General features: G+C 71.2%; 18 protein-coding genes. 3 read left to right on the top strand and 15 right to left on the bottom strand.

Features of this window, described 5'->3' with window-relative positions; all coding sequences use genetic code 11:
- Window positions 1-66: 66 nt before the first annotated feature.
- Entirely contained in the window at window positions 67-654 is a 588-nt protein-coding gene (locus ACZ6S5_RS05075) for a TetR/AcrR family transcriptional regulator (protein ID WP_465997891.1), read from the bottom strand.
- A 65-nt stretch (window positions 655-719) separates the two neighbouring features.
- Here ACZ6S5_RS05075 and ACZ6S5_RS05070 point away from each other — a divergent pair, with 65 nt between their 5' ends.
- A complete protein-coding gene (locus ACZ6S5_RS05070; RefSeq protein WP_465997889.1) occupies window positions 720-1,421 on the top strand; it encodes an NAD(P)-dependent oxidoreductase in 702 nt (233 codons plus the stop codon).
- A gap of 98 nt (window positions 1,422-1,519) precedes the next feature.
- Here ACZ6S5_RS05070 and ACZ6S5_RS05065 read toward each other — a convergent pair whose 3' ends face one another.
- From ACZ6S5_RS05065 to ACZ6S5_RS05025, 9 genes are all read right to left on the bottom strand, one after another.
- Complete coding sequence (locus tag ACZ6S5_RS05065; RefSeq protein WP_465997888.1) at window positions 1,520-2,197, bottom strand: pentapeptide repeat-containing protein; 678 nt, start codon at window positions 2,195-2,197, stop codon at window positions 1,520-1,522.
- Window positions 2,194-2,910: a hypothetical protein gene (locus ACZ6S5_RS05060; protein WP_465997886.1), complete on the bottom strand. Its 717-nt coding sequence runs from the start codon at window positions 2,908-2,910 to the stop codon at window positions 2,194-2,196. Before ACZ6S5_RS05060 ends, ACZ6S5_RS05065 begins: the two co-directional genes overlap by 4 nt.
- An 8-nt stretch (window positions 2,911-2,918) precedes the next feature.
- A complete protein-coding gene (locus ACZ6S5_RS05055; RefSeq protein WP_465997884.1) occupies window positions 2,919-3,620 on the bottom strand; it encodes a WXG100 family type VII secretion target in 702 nt (233 codons plus the stop codon).
- The gene (locus ACZ6S5_RS05050) at window positions 3,617-3,946 is read right to left on the bottom strand and encodes a type VII secretion target (protein ID WP_465997882.1); all 330 of its coding nucleotides are present in this window, start codon (window positions 3,944-3,946) and stop codon (window positions 3,617-3,619) included. Before ACZ6S5_RS05050 ends, ACZ6S5_RS05055 begins: the two co-directional genes overlap by 4 nt.
- A gap of 5 nt (window positions 3,947-3,951) precedes the next feature.
- Window positions 3,952-4,338, bottom strand: coding sequence for a YbaB/EbfC family nucleoid-associated protein (locus tag ACZ6S5_RS05045; RefSeq protein WP_465997880.1), 387 nt, complete (start codon window positions 4,336-4,338; stop codon window positions 3,952-3,954).
- Window positions 4,339-4,592: 254 nt separating this feature from the next.
- On the bottom strand, window positions 4,593-5,777 hold the full coding sequence (locus tag ACZ6S5_RS05040; protein ID WP_465997878.1) for a hypothetical protein: 1,185 nt from the start codon (window positions 5,775-5,777) through the stop codon (window positions 4,593-4,595).
- The gene (locus ACZ6S5_RS05035) at window positions 5,777-6,286 is read right to left on the bottom strand and encodes a SigE family RNA polymerase sigma factor (RefSeq protein ID WP_465997876.1); all 510 of its coding nucleotides are present in this window, start codon (window positions 6,284-6,286) and stop codon (window positions 5,777-5,779) included. Before ACZ6S5_RS05035 ends, ACZ6S5_RS05040 begins: the two co-directional genes overlap by 1 nt.
- Window positions 6,287-6,461: 175 nt before the next feature.
- Complete coding sequence (locus tag ACZ6S5_RS05030; protein ID WP_465997874.1) at window positions 6,462-9,575, bottom strand: FG-GAP repeat domain-containing protein; 3,114 nt, start codon at window positions 9,573-9,575, stop codon at window positions 6,462-6,464.
- A 150-nt stretch (window positions 9,576-9,725) separates the two neighbouring features.
- Complete coding sequence (locus ACZ6S5_RS05025; RefSeq protein WP_465997872.1) at window positions 9,726-10,154, bottom strand: hypothetical protein; 429 nt, start codon at window positions 10,152-10,154, stop codon at window positions 9,726-9,728.
- A gap of 276 nt (window positions 10,155-10,430) precedes the next feature.
- On the opposite strand from ACZ6S5_RS05025, the gene ACZ6S5_RS05020 reads away from it, so the two are divergent.
- The gene (locus tag ACZ6S5_RS05020) at window positions 10,431-10,796 is read left to right on the top strand and encodes a VOC family protein (RefSeq protein WP_465997870.1); all 366 of its coding nucleotides are present in this window, start codon (window positions 10,431-10,433) and stop codon (window positions 10,794-10,796) included.
- 70 nt (window positions 10,797-10,866) lie between these two features.
- Here the strand turns inward: ACZ6S5_RS05020 and ACZ6S5_RS05015 are convergent, their stop codons facing one another.
- The 5 genes from ACZ6S5_RS05015 to ACZ6S5_RS04995 all read right to left on the bottom strand — a co-directional run bounded on the left by ACZ6S5_RS05015 (window position 10,867) and on the right by ACZ6S5_RS04995 (window position 17,929).
- Entirely contained in the window at window positions 10,867-13,980 is a 3,114-nt protein-coding gene (locus ACZ6S5_RS05015) for an FG-GAP repeat domain-containing protein (RefSeq protein ID WP_465997868.1), read from the bottom strand.
- Window positions 13,981-14,076: 96 nt separating this feature from the next.
- Complete coding sequence (gene argS / locus ACZ6S5_RS05010) at window positions 14,077-15,795, bottom strand: arginine--tRNA ligase (RefSeq protein WP_465997866.1); 1,719 nt, start codon at window positions 15,793-15,795, stop codon at window positions 14,077-14,079.
- Window positions 15,796-16,080: 285 nt separating this feature from the next.
- Window positions 16,081-17,139, bottom strand: coding sequence for a tryptophan--tRNA ligase (trpS, locus tag ACZ6S5_RS05005; RefSeq protein ID WP_465997864.1), 1,059 nt, complete (start codon window positions 17,137-17,139; stop codon window positions 16,081-16,083).
- A gap of 92 nt (window positions 17,140-17,231) precedes the next feature.
- On the bottom strand, window positions 17,232-17,399 hold the full coding sequence (locus ACZ6S5_RS05000; protein WP_465997862.1) for a hypothetical protein: 168 nt from the start codon (window positions 17,397-17,399) through the stop codon (window positions 17,232-17,234).
- An 83-nt stretch (window positions 17,400-17,482) separates the two neighbouring features.
- Window positions 17,483-17,929, bottom strand: coding sequence for a PRC-barrel domain-containing protein (locus ACZ6S5_RS04995; protein ID WP_465997860.1), 447 nt, complete (start codon window positions 17,927-17,929; stop codon window positions 17,483-17,485).
- 221 nt (window positions 17,930-18,150) lie between these two features.
- On the opposite strand from ACZ6S5_RS04995, the gene ACZ6S5_RS04990 reads away from it, so the two are divergent.
- The gene (locus ACZ6S5_RS04990; protein ID WP_465997858.1) at window positions 18,151-18,408 is read left to right on the top strand and encodes an SCO4848 family membrane protein; all 258 of its coding nucleotides are present in this window, start codon (window positions 18,151-18,153) and stop codon (window positions 18,406-18,408) included.
- Window positions 18,409-19,012: the final 604 nt, after the last annotated feature.

The following is a 19,012-nucleotide window of genomic DNA, read 5'->3' as shown; positions in this document are numbered from 1 at the left end:
GCCTAACGGCCGAACGCCAGGGGCACGTGCCGCCGAACGGCTGATTTCGGCCCCGCTCGGCCGTCGTTACCAGTGTCGGACCGCCCGGGGGTGCAGGGCCGCGCGCAGCGCCGGGGCGAAGACCCGCCGGACGTCGGTCGACGGGAGGCCGGCGATGGCCGGGATCGGGTTCAGGTAGCGGGTGAAGATCAGGCCCCCGATCACCCCGACCGCCGCGGTGGCACGCTCGGTCGCGTCGGGGCCGCCGAGAAATTCAGCAACGCGGACGAGTAGCTCACTGTCCAGGTAGCCGCGGAAGGCGCGCATCGTGTCGTCGTCCGCCAGCGCCATCCGGTTCTCGGTGGGCGCGGTGGCGTCCCAGAGGGTCGTGATGGCAACGAGGAGCCGGTCGGCGAGGCCGGCCCGGTCGCCCGGCAGGGCCTCGTCGAGGGCGTCGGACTCCACGCACAGCAGGTTCAGCGACTGGCCGAAGAGGCCCTGCTTGGAGCCGAAGTGGTAGCTGATGAGCGCTGAGTCGACCCCGGCGGCGGCGGCGATCGCGCGGACCGTGGTGCCCTGGTAGCCGTGCCGCAGGAACAGCTCACGGGCGGCGGCGGAGATGCGGGCCTTGGTGTCGGGGTTGCCGCGCGGCCGGCCCCGGGTTTTATTCAGCACAGTTGAATATTGCGCTCCTCGCGCGGCACGGTCAACGCCGTCAACCCACGAGGAGGAACGAACAGATGCGTACCGTCGTCTTCGGCGCCACCGGCCCGACCGGCCGCCGGCTGACCGCGCAGGCCCTCGCCGCCGGCCACGAGGTCACCGCCGTCACCCGCCGCCCCGGCGCCGTCCAGCCCCGACCCAGTCTCACCGTGGTCACCGCCGACGTCGCCGACCCCGAGGCCGTGGGACGGGCCGTCGCCGGCAGTGATGCCGTCCTGTCGAGTCTGGGCGTCCCGCTCACCCCGAAGCCGGTCACCGTCTACTCGCGGGGCAACGCGAACATCGTGGCGGCGATGCACCGGCACGGCGTGCGGCGGCTGATCACGATCAGCTCCAGCGTCATGGACCCGACGTGGCGGCCGACCGGGGAGTTCTTCTTCAACAACGTGATGGACCCGCTGTTCAACCGCAGGTTCGGCCGTACGGCCCACGAGGACATGCGCCGCATGGAGGCCGTCGTCCGGGACAGCGGCCTGGACTGGACGCTCGTGCGGCCGTCCGGGCTGTTCGATCACCCCTCCGCCACGGCGTACCAGGTCGCGGAGAACGTCGCGGACGGGCTGTTCACGTCGCGGACCGACCTGGCAGCGAGCATGGTGGCGCAGCTGACCGACGACCGGTTCGTGCGACGGGCCATGGCGGTGATCACCACGGCGGTCAGGCCGAGCATCGTCGGGCTGATCTGGCGCGAGGCCATCGCCCGAAAGGAACGGCAGTGACCCGTCCGCTGTCGGCGCGGGCCGTGGTGACGCGGTGGCCGGTCGCTGCACCGCGCCTCAGCCGGTCCACACCAGCCGCGCGGCGGCCTGGTACGGCGTCAGCGCGGCGCGGACAGCACCTGGATGCTCTCTGCGCCCCGCTCCACGAACCACGCCTCGAGTTCGGCGCCGTCGAGCGACTGGGCGCCGTGCTCGTCGACGAGGACCGGGCCGACGACAGCGCCCTTCGCGCCTTCGAGCTGAACACCGAACATCCTTGCTCCGCTGAGGATCGCGGGCATGTTCCTGCCCCCGAGGGTGCACCACCGCATGCTCGCGAAGTCAAGCTTGGCGCCGCGCAGATCGGTCTTGTAGAGCTTGGCCGAGTTGAGGATCGCGTGACTGAGATCGGCCCCCGCCAGGACGGCTTCGTCGAGCTCCGCCGCGAACAGTCGCGCTCCCCGGAAGCGGGCGTTCGTGGCGGAGCAGCCGACCATCTCCGCCTTGGCCAGGTCGGCAAAACTCAGCTCGGCGTCCTCGAGCTCCGCGTTGGTCAGGTTCGCGCCGCCGAGATTGGCGTCCTCGAAGCGGACGCCGGTCAGGCATGCACTTGCCAGGTAGGCGTCCGTGAGGTCGAAGGTGCTGAGGTCCGCGCCCCGGAAGTCCAGGAAATCACCCGACAGGTAAGACGTGGCGTCCGACGCAACGGCGGCGAACCACTCCTCCAGCGCCTCCCTGGCCTCGGGATTGTCTGGCCAACGGATCACGTCCGCGCTGCTCTGCTTGTACCTGCTCATTCGAGGAACACCACCTTGCCGTCCAAGTCCGTGTTGCCGGCGACCCGCCCCTTGAGGTCGGCCAGCGAACTCGGCGACAGGTTCTTGCTGTCGATGATGACACGCTGACCGCCGGCGACCTCGTCGGTGAGCTTCTGCTCGAACTCGTCGCCGTTGTAACGCCCCTTCGTCCCCTCCGGCATCGGCTGGCCAGCCTGCCGCCCGGCCGGGAAGGTGTCCACCGGGCTCTTGACGTCCCAGTTGTCGCCGTTGGAGTCGACGAACTCGCCCTGGTCCTTCTGGAATGCCGGATCGGAATTGTCGAGCTCGGCGCGTTGAATCGGGCCAGGGATCTTGCCCTGCGCCTCGGCCTCGAGCCCGACCTCCGCCTCCCGGCGTGACTTGGCGCTGACCTTTCCATTGTGGGCCGGGTCGGCGGCGAGCTCCTGCACCCGACTGTCGTACTCCGGAGTGCCGGGTTTGGGGGTCTGGTACCCGTCGTCGCTGCCCGAGGGTCTGCCCTGCGAGCCGCCCTCGTCGCCGCCCGGGCGGCCCTGCCGCGCCTCCTCGGCGACCGTCTCCTGCGCTCGGCTGACGTTCTCGGGGACCTCGGTGGTACTGCGCCGTCGGCCGGACGGGGTACCGCCCTCGCCCTCGCCGTCGCCCTCGCCGTGGGGACGGGACGGTCCACCGTCACCGTGCCCGCCGCCGTGCGGGGTGTGGGGTTTCGCCATCGTCGCGCCTAGCCGTCCAGAAGCTTGGAGAGGTTGGTCAGGCTGGTGATCAGAGCCATGACGTACGTCAGGATGCGCCCGGCCCACTTGACCACGGCCGCCGCGATCTGCGAGGCGATCACCGGGATCGTGACCACGAAGATCGCCTCGACCGCCCACACGATCACCCGGGCCACCAGGTCGGCGATGAGGTCCCGGACGATGTCGCGGGTGAACATCACCAGGTTCCCGGCGGCCTGGGTGGCGGCGGCCATCGCGGCGGAGGTCCCACCGAGCCCGTTGATGGCCTCCACGTTGTGTTCCATCAGGTTGTGGTACGCCGTGGCGGCCCGCCCCTGCCAGTGCGGCATGTCGCCCTCGACGAAGGCCTTCAGGTCGGTGGCCATGCTCTGCAGCGCGGCGGCCATGTTGTCCCAGGTGGCCGCGTGCGAGGCGACCACGTCGGGCATGCCGGCGAGTTCGTCGAGGACCTGCCGCAGCGGCTCGAAGTACTCCATCGCCCAGCCGAGCCCGTTGGCCAGCAGCGCGCTGAACGGGTCCATCACGGTGGCGGCGACCTCGACCCCGAACGCCGCGCCCGCGATCAGGTCGTCGACCCAACCCTCGCTGTGGATGGCGTCGACCAGCCCCTGGAAGCTGTCGGCCAGGGCGGCCCCGGTCCACGGCTTGCGGGTGGACTGGACGTCGGCGATCAGCGACGTGTCGGTCATTGTGCCGACCTCGTCAGGCCGCCACCCGCCTTGCGGATCGTGGTGTCGGCGTCGGAGTCGGCGTTGTCGTAGTTGTCGGCGGTCTTCCGCAGCCCCTGCACGACCAGCGACAGGTTCTCTTCGACGTACGCGATGAGCTCGTCCTGCCGCTTGTGCCGGCCCTCGAGGACGGCCGGCATCCACGAGCAGAGCAGCCCGTACGCCTCGTCGTTCTGGGCGATGTGCGCGCTGGCGGTCTTGACCGCGTCGAAGCGCCCCTTCAGGGCGTCGACGTTGCGGGCGTGCGCGCGGATCTGCTCCGCGTCGACCGCGAAACCGTCGGCCATCCCGCTCACCACCGGCCGTACTGGTCGTCGGGGCCGTCGTCGGCGGGATCGGTGTCGCGCAACTGCTGCCCGACCCGCTCGGCGATCGCCCGCGCCGCGGCCGACTCGGTGCCCACGGTGTCGGCGATGATCTCCTGCGAACGGTCGGCGAGCTGCCGCTTGGCCTCGCGGATCGTGTCCATGATCGTCCTGGCGACGACGTCGGGTGCGACCCGGTGGATCCGCGGACCCAGCCGCAGGTCGAGCAACCCCCCGGTGGAGTCGACCGTGACCTCCGCCAGCCCGTTGCCGTCGGCAACCGTGACCCGCAGCTCCTGGAGCCGGTCACTCATCGCCTTGGTGTCGGCCGCGAGCTGGTCGATCCGACCCTTCCACGCCGCCAGCCGATCCATGGCGCCGTCCGGATCCAGCAATCCTCCCGCGCTCGGAACGCCGGCCCCCATGTGTCCCCCGGTCGCTTACCGTGATCATGTCTGGCCGGGGAAGACTAACACCGCATCCGCGACGATGACTACGGTCGGTACGGTCACGGTCCACAACAGACGCACATCCGACGGAAGCCTTCCAGCGACGGCGGTGCCGGCCGCGCACTCCAAGCAGGAGGAAGGGGCCGGCCCTTCGTGCCACGACGGGCCGGCCCCGCTGGTCAGCCGATCTGGAGCCGCCAGACGACGTGGTTGTTCGAGTCGTCAGGATCCGGTGTGTCGCTGTGGATGTCGGTGGTGAAGCCCCAGTCCGTGACGCAGGCGTCGATCTTGAACGTGTAGGTGAGCTGCACGCTCTCCCCCCGCTCCAGTGCGCGGTAGCCGCCGTCGGTCGCCGGATCCCCCGGGGTGTCCAGCCAGTAGGGCGAGGCGTACTCGCCGTTCGGCAGGAAGGCGCCGCCGCGCCACTCGAGGTAGAAGCGGCCAGAGCGGTAGGTGCTGTGGTTCTTCACGGTGAAGGTGACCGACACCTCCCGCAGTTGGCCGTCGCACGCCCCGGTGACCGGCTGCGCCACCGGCTCGGCCACCGTCAGGCCCAGGTCCGCGGGATGCGTCACGCGCGGGAAGGCTCGCGGACCGCCGACCTGCGTGAACCGCTGGCCGTTCCAGGCGTACGACCGGTCCTGGCGCTGCTGGACATCGGCAGCCCGGGTGTCGGCGACGGTGGCCGTCACCCCGCCCCGGGTACGCCCGGCCATCCGGACGATGGCCGGGGTGCCCTGGTCGGTCGCGACCACCTGGCCGAGCGTGATGATCCGGCCGGAGTCGTCCCGATCGAAGGCGACCACCTGCTCCGCCCCGTACCCGCAGCGCAGCAGGGCCGCGGTCTCCGACGCGGAGTCGTCGTCCAGATCGGCCCGGACCATCGCCACCACCCCCACCCGGGACGCCGACACGTCCCCGGACGGGCGGAGCTGCACCCGGCCACTCGCACAGCTCACCTGGTCCGCGCCGCTCCACGGCCACGCCGGCACGCCCACCGCGGCGGCGGTCAGCTGCGCCAGGGTGATCGTCCGGTCGGGCCCCGCCGACGCGGACGCGGTCGGCGTCGGCGCGCCGGTGGCCGAGGCGCTGGCGCTCGGCGCGGGAGACGCCGACGTCTCGCTCACCACCGGGGAGGCGCTCGCGCCGGTCAGGTCTGGCTGCCCCCGGCCGGTCCCCATGAACGCTCCGGCCGGCAGCACCACGACCAGGCCGGTGGTGGCGATCAGCGTGACCACGCGGTTGCGGCGGCGCCGGGCCACCTCGGCGCGTACCCCGCCAGGGGCGGACACCGCCGGCGCCAGGTCGGCGGTGAAATCGTCGAACGCGCGGTCGATCAGCAGCTCGTCGTCGTGCTCGGTCATCACACGTCCCCTCTCAACTGACTGGCCAGCGCCGCTCGTCCGCGGCTCAGCCAGGACTTGACCGTTCCTTCGGGTACGCCCTCCTGGGCGGCAATCTCGGCGACGGAGAGCTGGGCCATGTGGTGCAGCACCACGGCTCGCCGTTGGGTGGCCGGGAGGGCGGACAGCGCACGGACCAGGGCCACCCGGTCGGGTTCCGGCCCGTCCACGACGACCTGCCGCTGCCGACGCAGGAAGGCGGAGGCGGTGCGACGCCGGCGGAACCGGCTGGTGGCCAGGTTCCAGGCCACCTGCCGCACCCACTTGCTCGGGTCGTCGTACCGGCTGATCTTCTTCCATCGCTCGAAGGCCCGGCAGAACGCCTCCTGGACCAGGTCCTGCGCCTCCGTCAGATCGCCGACGTAGGCGTAGAGCTGGAGAGTCAGTCCCCGGAAGCAGGTGCGGTAGAACTCGTCGAAGTCCGATCCCTCGACGCCGTCGGACGTGAGCGTCAACTCCTCGACCACCATGACATCAGGCCGCCTCTCCTACTCCCCGTGTGCGGCTCCGTTCGGCCGTCGCAGCCCACACGCATTGACGTCCGGACCGGTTGCAGCCGGTCCGGTGATTGACCGATTCGGATCGGTAAACGGAAGCGCCTCCCGGACGCGGTGCGTCCGGGAGGCGTTCCGCCGACCGTTCCGGTCAGACGATGACCTTGTACATGTTCCAGCCGGAACCCGCCTTGACCCGGGCCGCGAACGAGCCGTTGCCGAGGCCGGCGTAGAACCAGAGGACGCCGTTGGCGTCGCGGGCGACGAGGTCGTGCCGACCGTCCTGGTTGAGGTCGCCGATCGGAACGATCGCGTTGTAGATGTTCCAGCCGGAGAAGACCTTGACCCGGCCGCTCCAGCCCTTGTTGCCGTTGCTGAAGTAGCGGTACATCACTCCGGTGCCGTCGACGCCGAGCAGGTCGCCGTAGCCGTCACCGTTGAGGTCGCCGGCCCCGATGACCCTCGGGTAGCTGCCCCAGCCGGAGCCGACCTGCACCCGCGGATTGACGCCACCGTTGCCCGGCAGCGCGTACAGCCAGAGCCGGCCCTCCTTGTCCACGCCGAGCAGGTCGGCGCGGCCGTCCCCACTCACGTCGCCGGGAGCGAGCAGCGCCCGGTACGTCATCCAGCCCCTGCCCATGCTCAGGGACTTGGTGACGCTGGGGGCGAAGCCGTTGCTCCCGTTGCCGAGGTACGCCCGCATCCCGCCGTCGCCGTCGCGGACCAGCAGGTCGGGCAGGCCGTCGCCGTTGAAGTCGCCGAACGGCACCAGCGCGGAGGTACGGGCGGATCCCGTGCAGCTCAGGCACCAGTAGTCACTGGTGAAGATGCGGTAGAGGTGCCCGGCCGGCTCCGTCTGCGGGGATTCGCCGTACCAGGTGCCGTCCCCGGTCGAGGTGACCCCGAGCAGGGCCTGGCCGCCGTAGCAGTCCCAGGTGCGGAACGGGAAGAGGCCGCAGGTGGAGACCAGGCTGCCCGAGCCGAGGGTGACCGTCGGACCGCCGTCCACCGCGCCGGTCGCGGTCCACCGGTAGCCGCCGTTGGGCGCGAAGCCGCTCCCGGGGATCACCCCGTTCCAGCTCACGTTCGCGCCGTCGCGCACCGGACCGCCGGAGGCGAGGGTGAACGTCCTGCCCGTGGTCTTCTGGGTGATCCGCACCTGCCACGAAGACACCGGTCGGGTGAACCGCAGCTGCCCGGACCAGGGCGAGTTCGTACGAGGGTTGGCCGGCCCGACCGCGGTGACCTGGCCGACGGACGGCGAAGTCGACGGGACGCCGGTGTCGAGCACGTGCACCGCGTTGTCGCGGTCGGCGTACGCCACCCCCGCACCGAGCCGGTCCACGGACCAGGTGTAGCCCCGGGTGTCCGCCACCGGGCCCGCCGGCAGGTCGGCCAGCTTGACCTCCGGCCGGACGGCGCCGTCGTGGAAGTCGGTCATGCGCAGGCTGCCGGTGGCCGGGTCGTGCCGAACCAGGAAGCCGTCGCCCAGGGTCGCCGGGCCGCCCGGCAGGGCGACGCTCCGGTTGAGCGTCAGGTCGTACGCCCCGGCCGGACCGGACGCGCCGCAGGACCAGTACAGCCAGCGGGTGCTCACCTGCACCTCGGTCGCCACGCAGGTGGCGCCGGTGCTGACGGTGCGCAGCGGAGTGCTCGACGCGCCCTCCCCGAGGGCGAGCCGGACGAACTCGCCGGCCCTGCCGGTCGCCGTCCAGAGAGTGTCGTACCAGAGGGCGGAGCCGGTGATCGGCCCGGTCCGGACGACCTTGCGGTAGGCGGTGTCGACGACGTACTGGCTGGCGGGCGAGCCGCCGTTGACGATGGCGTAGCGGTCGTCCGCGTCGACGAGCCGCCCGTTCGTGGTGGGGACCGCCGTCGCCCACTTGGACCCGGCCTGCTGCCACAGGGTGGTCTCGCCGTTGGTGCCCAGGGTCACGTAGCGCACGCCGTTGTAGCCGGGGTCCAGCATCCGCACGCAGTTGACCTGCGGTGCGCAGGTGGCGGCCCGGTCGGCCAGCAGGGCGCCGGAGGCGTACACGGAACCGGCGGCGCCCCCGGAACCGTCGTCGGTGGCGAGGTTGCGGTGGAAGATCGCGTACTGGGTGGGGCCGAGGGCCACCTGGGACTGGACGCGGCGGACCACGCCGTGCCGATAGCTCAGCGCGGCCGTCTCGACCGGGTCACGCACCGGCAGCACCGGCACCTGGGTCGGCTCCCCACCGGTCGGTGCGAACCGCCGCACGGACCAGTCCCGCCAGTCGGTGCCGCCGACCAGCAGCGCGGTGCCGTCGGGCCCCTGGATCAGCGACACGGCCGGCCGGGCCGCCAGCGGTAGCACGGTGCGCTGGCTGCCGCCTAGCGGTGCCATCACCGCCGGAGCCTCCGTCCTGCCGTCCGTCCGGTTGAGGACCCCGAGCACCCGGTCGCCGACGAAGGCCACCCCGTACTGGATGCCGCTCAGCCCGGCGGTCCGGGCGGTGGTGTTCGTGCCGTCGAGCAGGCCGCTCCGCGAGTACGCGTGCACCGTGTCGTCCTGATCGATCCAGGCGACGTGGTCACCGGAGACGGCGAAGGTGGCCAGCGTGTCGAGGTCGACGCCGGGAATCTCGACGGCCTTCGCGGTCGCGACGTCGATGACCCCGTACCAGTAGCCCGCCATCGTGCTGGCCTCGATGACCAGGGAGGACTCGCCGTCATCGGCCAGCGGCGAGGGGTTGAGCAGCCGCTCGCCGTCGGGCAGGCCGGTCACCGGCCGGGTCCGGACGATCGTGCCGTCGGCACCCACGGTCCGCAGCTCGAGCTGCTCGCCCAGTCTGACGAGCATCTCCCGGCCGTAGATGCCGTACAGGGTGCCGTCGGTCGGCAGCTTCCACTGTTCCCAGCTGAGGTCGCTGAGGTCGAGCAGGTTGGTGGTGCCGTCGGTCGGGTGCGCGGGCACCGTCCCCTGGACGGACACCGTGTCCCCGCCGGCCGGCTTCAGCACGACCTGCAGACCCGTCAGGTCCTTGACCACGATGGTCTCGCCGGTGTCGTACCGGGTCCAGAGGTAGTCCTTGGAGGCGTTGTGCTGGTGCAGGAAGCCGGTCCGCCCGGCGAACCGGATCCGTTCCACCGGCAGGACGGTCGGTGCGTCCGGGGGGATGACGGTCACCTCGCGGGGCGCCGTCGGATCTGCCGCGAGTGCCGGGGTGCCCGGCGTGACGATGAGGGACAGCGCCAGCGCGGCCGTGGTGGCGAAGGCGCCGGCGGTGAGACTGCGGCCCAAGAAGGTCCTCCTGGGATCGGGTCGCGTGGAGATCCGGCGAGCGTATCGGCCGGACGGCGATCGCGTGTGCCGCCGAACGGCCGATGGCGGTCAATCCGCGCCGTCGACCGGCCGGCCCGCAGTGCGGGCCGGCCGGGGCAGGGACGGGGATCAGCCGGCCTGGTCGGCGGTCACGTCGACCGTGATCTGCATGGTCAGGTCGATGACCTGCCAGAGGACCGCGGGGGAGTCCGCTCCGTCCACCGTGGTGACAATTTTCGAATACCCGTTCGTGTACGCCACGTTGACCGTGTAGAAGTAGCGGTCGGCACCCGTGTCCGCTGGCAGGTAGGACGATGCCAGAGCGCGGAATTCACGGCCGTTCACCGTCGTCATCAGATCGGTGGTGTCGAGGTGAACGGTGCTGGAAAGAACGGTGTACGAATCGTCGACGCCGGCGAATCCGCCGGTCCTTTCCACGGTGACCTGATATGCGGTGCTCCGGGCGGCCTGCGCCGGACCGGCCACCGCCAGGACGCCACCTCCAGCGCCGATGAGCAGCGCGAACGCCGTGACGACGCGACCGATGGCGCGCAGCATGGCAGACATGACTGAACCCCTTCCTCGTGGGATCGGCGGACTGGCCGGCGCTGCGGATCCGGCGGTCGCCGACCTCCGCCCAGCCGCGTGACTGTGGTCACGTCGAACGGCCGGCCGTTTCCTTGTCGCTCTCTTTCTAACACCGCCCGGAACCGCGTATCCATGGGCCATAAGTCCCTTCAGGACGGTGCGTACGGTGCAGTTTGTTTCGTTTGTTTCCCACACTTTTAAAATGTGACCCGGGTGGCGGCGGCCCACGGGGTTAGGGTCCGGAGCATGAATGTTCATCCCCGCGTCGTCACCGACGACTTCCCGGCCACCCTGCGCTTCTACACCGGCCTGCTCGGCGAGCCGGAGAAGGTCGTCGCCGACTTCGAGTACGCCAGCTTCGACGCGGGTGGCGAGACCGTGCTTGCCCTGCTCGGCCGGCGGGCCGCCGAGGCGGTGCTGCCGATCGGCCGGGGCGACGGCGGGATCCTGGTGGTGGTGCCCGTGCCCGACGTCGACGCCACCGTCGCTGCCCTACCGGCGGACAGGGTGGTCGCCGCGCCCGCCGACCGACCCGGCTGGGGTGTGCGCTCGGCCTATCTGCGGGACCCGGAGGGCAACCTGGTCGAGGTGCAGACCTGGACGGCGGGTTGAGCACCGCCGGAACGACGAACCGCCCCCGGTCGCCGTGCTGGCGCCCGGGGGCGGTCGGTCAGGTGGTCGGTCAGATGATGATCTTGTACATGTTCCAGCCGGTGCCGGCCTTGACCCGGCCCGCGAAGCTGCCGTTGCCGAGTCCGGCGTAGGACCAGAGGACGCCGTAGGCGTCCCGGGCCACCAGGTCGTTGCGGCCGTCCTCGTTGAGGTCGCCGATGGCGACCACCGAGTTGTAGATGTTCCAGCCGGAGAAGACCTTGGTCCGGCCCGCCCAGCCCTTGCCGCCCGGGCTGAGGTACCGGTACATCACCCCGGTGCCGTCGATGCCGAGCAGGTCGCCGTAGCCGTCGCCGTTCACGTCACCGACGGCGATGATCCGGGTGTAGATGTTCCAGCCCGAGCCCACCTGGACCCGCGGCTTGATGCCGCCCGTACCGGTGGTGGTGTACAGCCAGAGCTTGCCGTAGGAGTCGACGCCCAGGATGTCGTCGTGCCCGTCGCCGTTCAGGTCGCCGGGCGCGAGGATCGACTTGTACATCATCCAGCCGCCACCCAGGCTCTTCGTCGCCCGGCCGCCGAAGTTCAGCTGGCCGACACCGAGGTGCGCCTTGAGGTAGCCATTGCCGTCCCGGACCAGCAGGTCCGGGTACGCATCCCCGTTGTAGTCGCCGAACGGCACCAGCGCCGAGGTACGCGCCGATCCGGTGCAGCTCAGGCACCACTTCTCGGTGTACCCGTTGTCGTAGAGCCGGCCGGGCACGGTGCCGTCCTGGCGGGTGCCGTACCAGTGGGCCTCGCCGGTCGACTTGACGCCGAGCAGGCCCGGGCCGCCGTAGCAGTCGTAGCCCCGGAACGGGAACGTGCCGCAGCCCACGGAGAACTCGCCCGAGCCCACCGTCACCGGGGTCGTGCCCGCACCGGTCGTGCCGCTGAGGGTCCAGCGGTACGGCCCGTTCAGCGCGGCCTTGCCGGAGGCGAGGCGACCGTCCCAGTAGGCCCGCACCTCCTGCCGCGCGGCGCCGCCGCCCTGCCGGTTGACAACCTCGCCCGTCCACTTGCGGGTGATGGTCACCTCCCAGGTGGTCAGGGGCCGGCTCACCCGGAGGAAGGCGGCGAACTGCTGGTCCGCCGACCGGGGGTACACGGGATTGGTCACGAACTGGCTGCCGAGCTGCGGCGGGGTGCTCGGCACGCCGGTGTCGAGGACGTGCACGGCGTTGTCCGCGTCGACGTACGCGACGCCTGAGCCGTGCCGGTCGACCGTCCAGGTGACGCGGCGGCCGTCGGCCGGGGTGCCTACGGGCAGGTCGGCGAGTTTCACTGCCGGCTGCACGGTGCCGTCGTGGAAGTCGGTGAGCTGGAGCGCGCCGTTCTCGTGCCGGACCAGGAAGCCGTCGCCCAGCATCACCGGCCCGGCCGGCACGCTCAGGTTCCGGTTGCCCGGTATGTCGTACACGCCGGCCGGGCCGGTGGCGCCGCAGGCCCAGTAGATCCAGCGGGCGCTGGTCTGCACCTCGGTGGCAATGCAGTCCGACCCGGTGAAGACCGTCCGGGTGGGCTGCGCTCTGGTCAGGTCGATCGCCTTGAGCTGACCTTTGGCGGTGGCGGCGGTCCACAGGGTGGTGAACCAGAGTCCGGCGCCGAGCGTCGGCAGCATGGTCTGGACCTGCTTGCCGTCGTTGACGTTGAAGACGTACTGGCTGTACGACTCGAGGTCGTTCACCACGGCGTACTGGTCGCCGACGTCGACGAGCCGCGCGTTCCGGGTCGGCAGCGTGACAGCCTGCGGACTGTAGGCGGTGTCGGTGAACCTGATCAGGTCGTCCCAGGCAGCGTCCCCGGCCGGATACAGGTGGATGGCGCCCGCGTTGTTGCTCTCCATCATGCGTAGGCAGTACACCCCCGGGGCGCAGGCCTGCGGCCGGACGCCGCGCAGCGGGCTACCACCGGCCCTGATCGACCCATCGTCGAAGATCGGGTGGTTGAAGACCGCGTACTGGATGTTGCCGGTGTTCGAGATGACCTGCGTCTGCGCGTGCCGGACCAGGCCCTGGTGGTAGACCAGGCCGGCGTTCTCCACCGGATCGCGGACCGGGAACAGCGAGCTGGCGGTGGGCTCCTGGCCCGGCTGCGCGGCGATCCGGTGCACCGCCCAGTCCTTCGCGCCGGTGCCGCCGACCGCCAGGGCGGTGCCGTCCGGTGCCTGGACCAGCGCGGTGTTGCCCCAGTCGACCTTCGGCAGGACGGTGGTCGTGCCGTTGCCGGGCACGCTCACCAGCGGTTGGAAGCCTCCCACCTGGGTCGTCTGGGACCGGCTGGTCACCAGGCGGTCGCCCACCACCACGGAACGGGTGACGCTGTCCCATGGGGCGTTGATCATCTTGGGCACGGTTTGGGTGCCGTCGATCAGGCCGCTGCGTGAATACAGGCGGTAGGTCCCGCTGCCGTTGATGTCGAACACCCAGGCCACGGTGTCGCCGGAGAGCCGCCAGCTCGAGTTGGTGCCGACGGTGGCCTGCGGAATCTCCACGATCCGGGCGCTGGCGAGGTCGAGCAGCCCGTAGTGCTGGCTGTCCGGGGTGGAGTATGGCAGCACGACCGAGGTGAGGTCGCCGACCATCGCGGAGAACGGGCCGCTCGCGTCGGACGGCAGGCCGGTTACCGGGGTGGAGGTGAACGTGCCGTCCGAAGCGAAGGCGAGCAGCTCGGCCTGAGTGGCGGTCACCGCCTTCCGGGTCACCATGGTGTGGCCGGAGATGCCGAGCAGGGAATAGCCGGTCGGCACCGCCCACTGCTGCCAGCTCTGGTCGGACAGGTCGAGCACACTGACCTTGCCGGGCGCCGGCTTGGCCGGCACCTGGATGGTGGTGGAGACGAAGTCGCCGCCCGCCGGCTTGAGCGCCGACGGTGCCAGCCCGGCCAGGTCCTTGACCACCACCGTCTGTCCGGTGTCGAACCGGGTCCAGAGGTAGTCGGGTGAGGCGTCGTGGCGGTGCAGGAAGCCGGTCTTTCCCGCGAAGATGATCTCCTCGTGCGCGGGCGAGGTCGCCTCGCCTTCCGGGATGACGGCGATCTCACGTGGTGCGGTGCCGGCTTCGGCGGCGGCCGGTGCGGCCGGGGCGACCAGCAGGCCGAGGGCGAGGGTGGTCGCCAGGGCACCGGCCGGAAGACTGCGACCCAAAGAGGTCCTCCTGATGGGTGCGGCGCGGAACGCGCCAGATGCGGGCAGCCTAGCTCGATGATCTTCGACGGGTGTGCCGCCGAACGGCTGATCCCGTCACATCCGCTCGGGCGTACGGATGCCCAGCAGGTACAGCCCCTGCCGCAGCACCCGCGCGGTCAGCTCGCAGAGCACCAGCCGGCTCTCCCGTGCCGGCTCGTCGGCCCGCAGCACCGGGCAGCGCTCGTAGAAGGCGCTGAACGCGGCGGCGAGCCGGTGGAGGTAGGCGGCCAGGTGGTGGAACTCCAGGCTCCGCTCCACCTCGGCGATCACCGTCCCGAACCCGACCAGCTCGAACGCGAGCGCCCGCTCGGCGGGTTCGGCCAGGCTGATCCCCGCGTCCGGTCGCGCCGCCACCCCGGCCCGCCGGAAGATCGACCGGATCCGGGAGTACGCGTACTGGAGGTAGGGCGCGGTGTTCCCGTCCAGCGCCAACATCCGCTCCCAGTCCAGCACGTAGTCCTTGTGCCGGTCGCTGGACAGATCGGCGTACTTGACCGCGCCGATGCCGACCGCCCGGCCCACCTCGGCCGCCTCCGTCTCGCCCAGCTCCGGGTTCCGCTCCCGGGTCAGCGCGGTCGCCCGGGACACCGCCTCTTCCAGCAGGCCGACCAGCTTCACCGACTCCCCGGCCCGGCTCCGCAGCATCCGCCCGTCCGGCCCGAGGATCGAGCCGAACCCGACGTGCTCCGCCCGGGCCGGCGGCACCAGCCAACCGGCCTGCGCCGCGGCCGCGTACACCATCTCGAAGTGCCGCCGCTGCGGCAGGCCGACCACGTAGAGCAGGCGGCTCGCGCCCAGCGTCCCGGTCCGGTGCCGGATCGCCGCCAGGTCGGTCGCCGGATAGCCGTAACCGCCGTCGGACTTGCGCACGATCAGCGGCAGCGGCTCCCCGTCCCGGCCCACCTGCCCGGGCGGGAAGACGCAGGCGGCGCCGTTGCTCTCCCGCAGCAGCCCGAGCCGGTCCAGGTCCGCCACCACCGGGTCGAGCAGGTCGTTGTAGCTGCTCTCGCCGTGGAAGTCCCGCTCGGTCAGGGTCACGTCGAGCAGGTCGTACACGGTCAGGAAGTAGCGCTCGGACTGCTCGACCAGCAGCCGCCAGAGCCGGAGCGTCGCCTCGTCGCCGCCCTGCAACGCCACCACCCGCCGCCGGGACCGCTCGCGGAACCCCTCGTCGGTGTCGAACTTGGCCCGCGCCGCCTTGTAGAACGCGTCCAGGTCGCCCATGGAGAGCTCCTGCGTCGCCTCGGCCTCGCCCAGGTCCACCAGGTGCTCGATCAGCATCCCGAACGGGGTGCCCCAGTCGCCCAGGTGGTTGGCCCGGACCACCCGGTGCCCCAGCCACTCCAGCAGCCGTGCCGCCGCGTCGCCGATCACCGTCGAGCGCAGGTGCCCGACGTGCATCTCCTTCGCCACGTTCGGCGCCGAGTAGTCGACCACCACGGTCTCCGGCGCGTCCGACTCCGGCACCCCGAGCCGCGGGTCGGTGGCCAGCGCGGAGACCAGGCCGCCCAGCGCCTCGTCGGCGACGGTCAGGTTGACGAAGCCCGGCCCGGAGACCTCCGCCGCGGCGCACAGGTCGGCCAGCTCCGCGCGCTCCAGCACCTCCGCGGCGATCGCCCGCGGCGGCCGGCCGAGCCGCCGGGCCAGCGCCAGCGCCGCGTCGGACTGGAAGTCCGCGCGCTGCGAGCGCCGGACGACCGGATCCACCGGTACGCCGGCCACCGTCTCGAACGCCGGCGCCAGCCGGTCGGTCAGCAGTTTCTCCAGATCCATGGGTACGCCGATCTCGCTCGGATCCGCCGCACGCGGATCACCGGACTACGGATGCGGGCGGACCGAGGACGATCGGCGATGACCGGCGGCTCGATCCGCCGGTCGCAAGAGAGGAATGCTCAGCGCAGGCGGTCGCGGGACCGCCGGCGTCGCAGCGCGCCGAGCTGGACGTCGGGGGACGTCGGCAGGAGCGCGTGCGAGCTGGTCATGCCAGCAGCCTAACCGGCCGGCCCGGGGGCGGTGCAAGACCCTTCCCCGGACCGGCCGGCCGGAGTACCCGAATCGTCAGGCCGGCGTGGCGACCGCCTTGCGGTACCGCTCGGCCCGCCGTCGCATCTGGGTGTACGCGCTGGTCAGGCCCATCGCCCGGCGGACCTCGACGAGGGTGCGACGGACCTCGGCCCGGGTCCGCTCGGTGCCCTCGAAGATCAGCTCGTCGACCAGGCCCGGCTGCGCCTCGAACCGGGCCCGCCGCTCCCGGACCGGGTCGAGGAACCGGTTGAGCGCCACCGCCAGGGCCTCCTTGACCTCGACGTCACCGACCCGGCCGGCCCGGTAGCGCGCCTTCAGCTCCTCGACCTGCGCCCGGTCCCGGTTGAACACGTCGTGGTAGGCGAAGACCGGGTTCCCTTCCACCGTCCCGGGCACGTCGGCGCGGACCCGGTTCGGGTCGGTGTACATCCCCATCACCTTGCGCCGCACCGTGGCCGCGTCGTCGGAGAGGGCGATCGCGTTCCCCTTGCTCTTGCTCATCTTCCCCTGGCCGTCCGTGCCGACCAGGTTGGGCGTCTCCGACATGATCAGCTCGGGCACCGGGAAGACCTCGCCGTAGAGGTGGTTGAAGCGCCGGGCGATCTCCCGGGTCACCTCGACGTGCGCGGCGTTGTCCTTCCCCACCGGGACGGCCTGCCCCTTCACGCAGAGGATGTCGGCCGCCTGGAGAACGGGATAGCCGAGCAGCCCGTACGGCATCTCCTCCTTGCCGGCGTCCCGGCTCATCTCCTTGAGCGACGGGACCCGCTCCAGCCGGGGCACGGTGACCAGGTTCTGGAAGAGGGTGTTCAGGTCGCCGACCTCGGGGATCGCCGACTGGAGGTAGAAGGTGGCCCGGTCCGGCTCGACGCCGGCGGCGAGGATGTCGGTGACCATCTCCCGGGCGTTACGGGAGACCTGCTCGATGTCCTCGCGGGTGTTCTTCGTGGTCAGCATGTGCAGGTCGGCGATGATGAAGAAGCTCTCGTACCGCTGGTGCAGCCGCACCCGGTTGGCGATGCTGCCGACGTAGTGGCCGAGGTGCAGCCGCCCGGTCGGGCGGTCCCCGGTGAGCATTCGTGTCGCGGACATGGTCGTACGCCTTTCGTGCTGATCGGTGGCTGGGACGCGCGGGCGCGCGGAAACGACCCGGGTTCGGACCCGGAATCAGTGGAGTCGGCTCGTCAGAACGAGCGCCGCCATCGCCCGCCGGCGCGGAACCGCAGCCCACCGGCACGGAGTACGTCGAGGATCTGCTCCCGACCGTCGTCGACACGGGCCGGGAGAACCGGAGCGGCAGCCGCCGGGAGACCGTCGGCGGTCTCCGGGGTGCAGATGCTCGGCCGGACCATGCCTGACACGGTAGCCGCTCGACCGCTCCTCGCGCACAGAGGAACGCGGCGGCACCGCGGCCGCCGCGTCCCGTGGGTCCGGCTCAGTCCCGGCGGTAGCTCTCGGCGTAGTAACTGCCCACCCGCTCCCGGTACTCGGGGTGGTCGAAGTCGTCCGGGTCGAAGGCCGGCGATTCCTTCACCTGGTCCCGGGTCCGGTCCACGTGCACGACGCGGTCCAGGTGGTCGACCCGGGCCACCGTGCCGACCGGGAGCAGCACCTTCCTGCCGAAGATCCATGGCCCGGTGTCCACCACCAGGTAGCGGGTGCCGGCGTCGTCGCTCGCCGCGTCGATCGAGCCGATCCGGCCGTCGGTTGCCTCGACCCGGTAGCCGGTGAGGTCGATCGGCGTGCCCGGGCCCGGCGCGTCCGGGCCGCCGTCGGCGTGGTGCGTCGCCCGCTGCCGGGGCACCTCCTCCGGGCCGGTCTGGTCGTAGCCGCCGGCGAGGGCGGACGGGTCCCGCCAGGTCCACGGATTGAACGGCTGCACAGCACACCTCCGATGTCGTCGTTCCGACGACGGAGAACATGCCCGTCGCCCCGGTCGGGCTAACCCACCCGTCGGTGGGGCGGCCACCTGCGTTCAGGCCGGCGGCCGCGTGCCCGTCGCGGTGCCAGCGCGGGAAGAACCTGCGGGGCGGACGGGTGGTTGTGCTGAGCTGCGGCGACGCCCCGACGGCCGGCCCGCTTCCGCTGGCATACTGGCCAGCCATGGTGCTGTCGCGCGGCTGGTCGCTCTTCCTCGTCGGGGTCGGTGTCTGGACCTGGGTGATCTGGCCGAGGTTCGCGGTCGCCATCTGGAACGACCCGCGCTCCTGGACGACCGGAACGGTCGGCGAGGGTGGGGCGACCGGATTCCTGTGGGTGCACGCGCTTCTCATCGCGGCCTCGCTGGCCATCGGTACGGCCGTCGGGGTGCTCGGTGTGCGCGGTTGGCTGGCCGCGCGGCGGCGCCGGCCCACCGCCTGACCTCCGCCCCGCCGCTGTCCACTCGCGTGACCAGGCAAGATAGCCAGTTGATGATGATGTGACGCGGGACGCTTCCCACGGATTTGACGTTGAAACCCGCGGCCGCGTAACTTTCTCTCTGCCAGCGCGGAACGGGGCAAACGGGACAAAAGCCCGGGAGCGCCGAACCGGACTGGCGCCGGGTCACTCGGGAGCAGCGCTCTCGGAAGACGCGGTCCGGGCGGGGTCCGCCGAAACGTCGCAGGGCGGATTTGGCGGAGCGGAACCGACCGGGTAAGGTTGTCGACCGGCAGGGAAACGGACGAGCTTGCGGGAGACCGCAGCGGCCGGCCTGCCAAATCCGATGATCAAGCGCAACGGTTCGTTGCTGCGCGAGTTCAGCGGGTGCCAACCCGTACGAAGCATGACAGACCGGGACACACGGTTTGACACGGCGGAGACGGTGAGGTAACGTAGTAAAAGTGCCCGGCGCGAGAGCGGCGGGGGCGGTTGGACGAAATGCCCCGGATGGGGTTCTACGGTAGTAGGGCTTCTGGATGGTGTGTGGTTGTTCTTTGAGAACTCAACAGGGTGCTTGATAAGCCAGTGCCAATTTGATTTATAC

Source organism: Micromonospora sp. NPDC051924, assembly GCF_055586005.1.
Note: the sequence above shows the minus strand (reverse complement) of the source record. Positions and strands in the feature narration are given on the sequence as shown.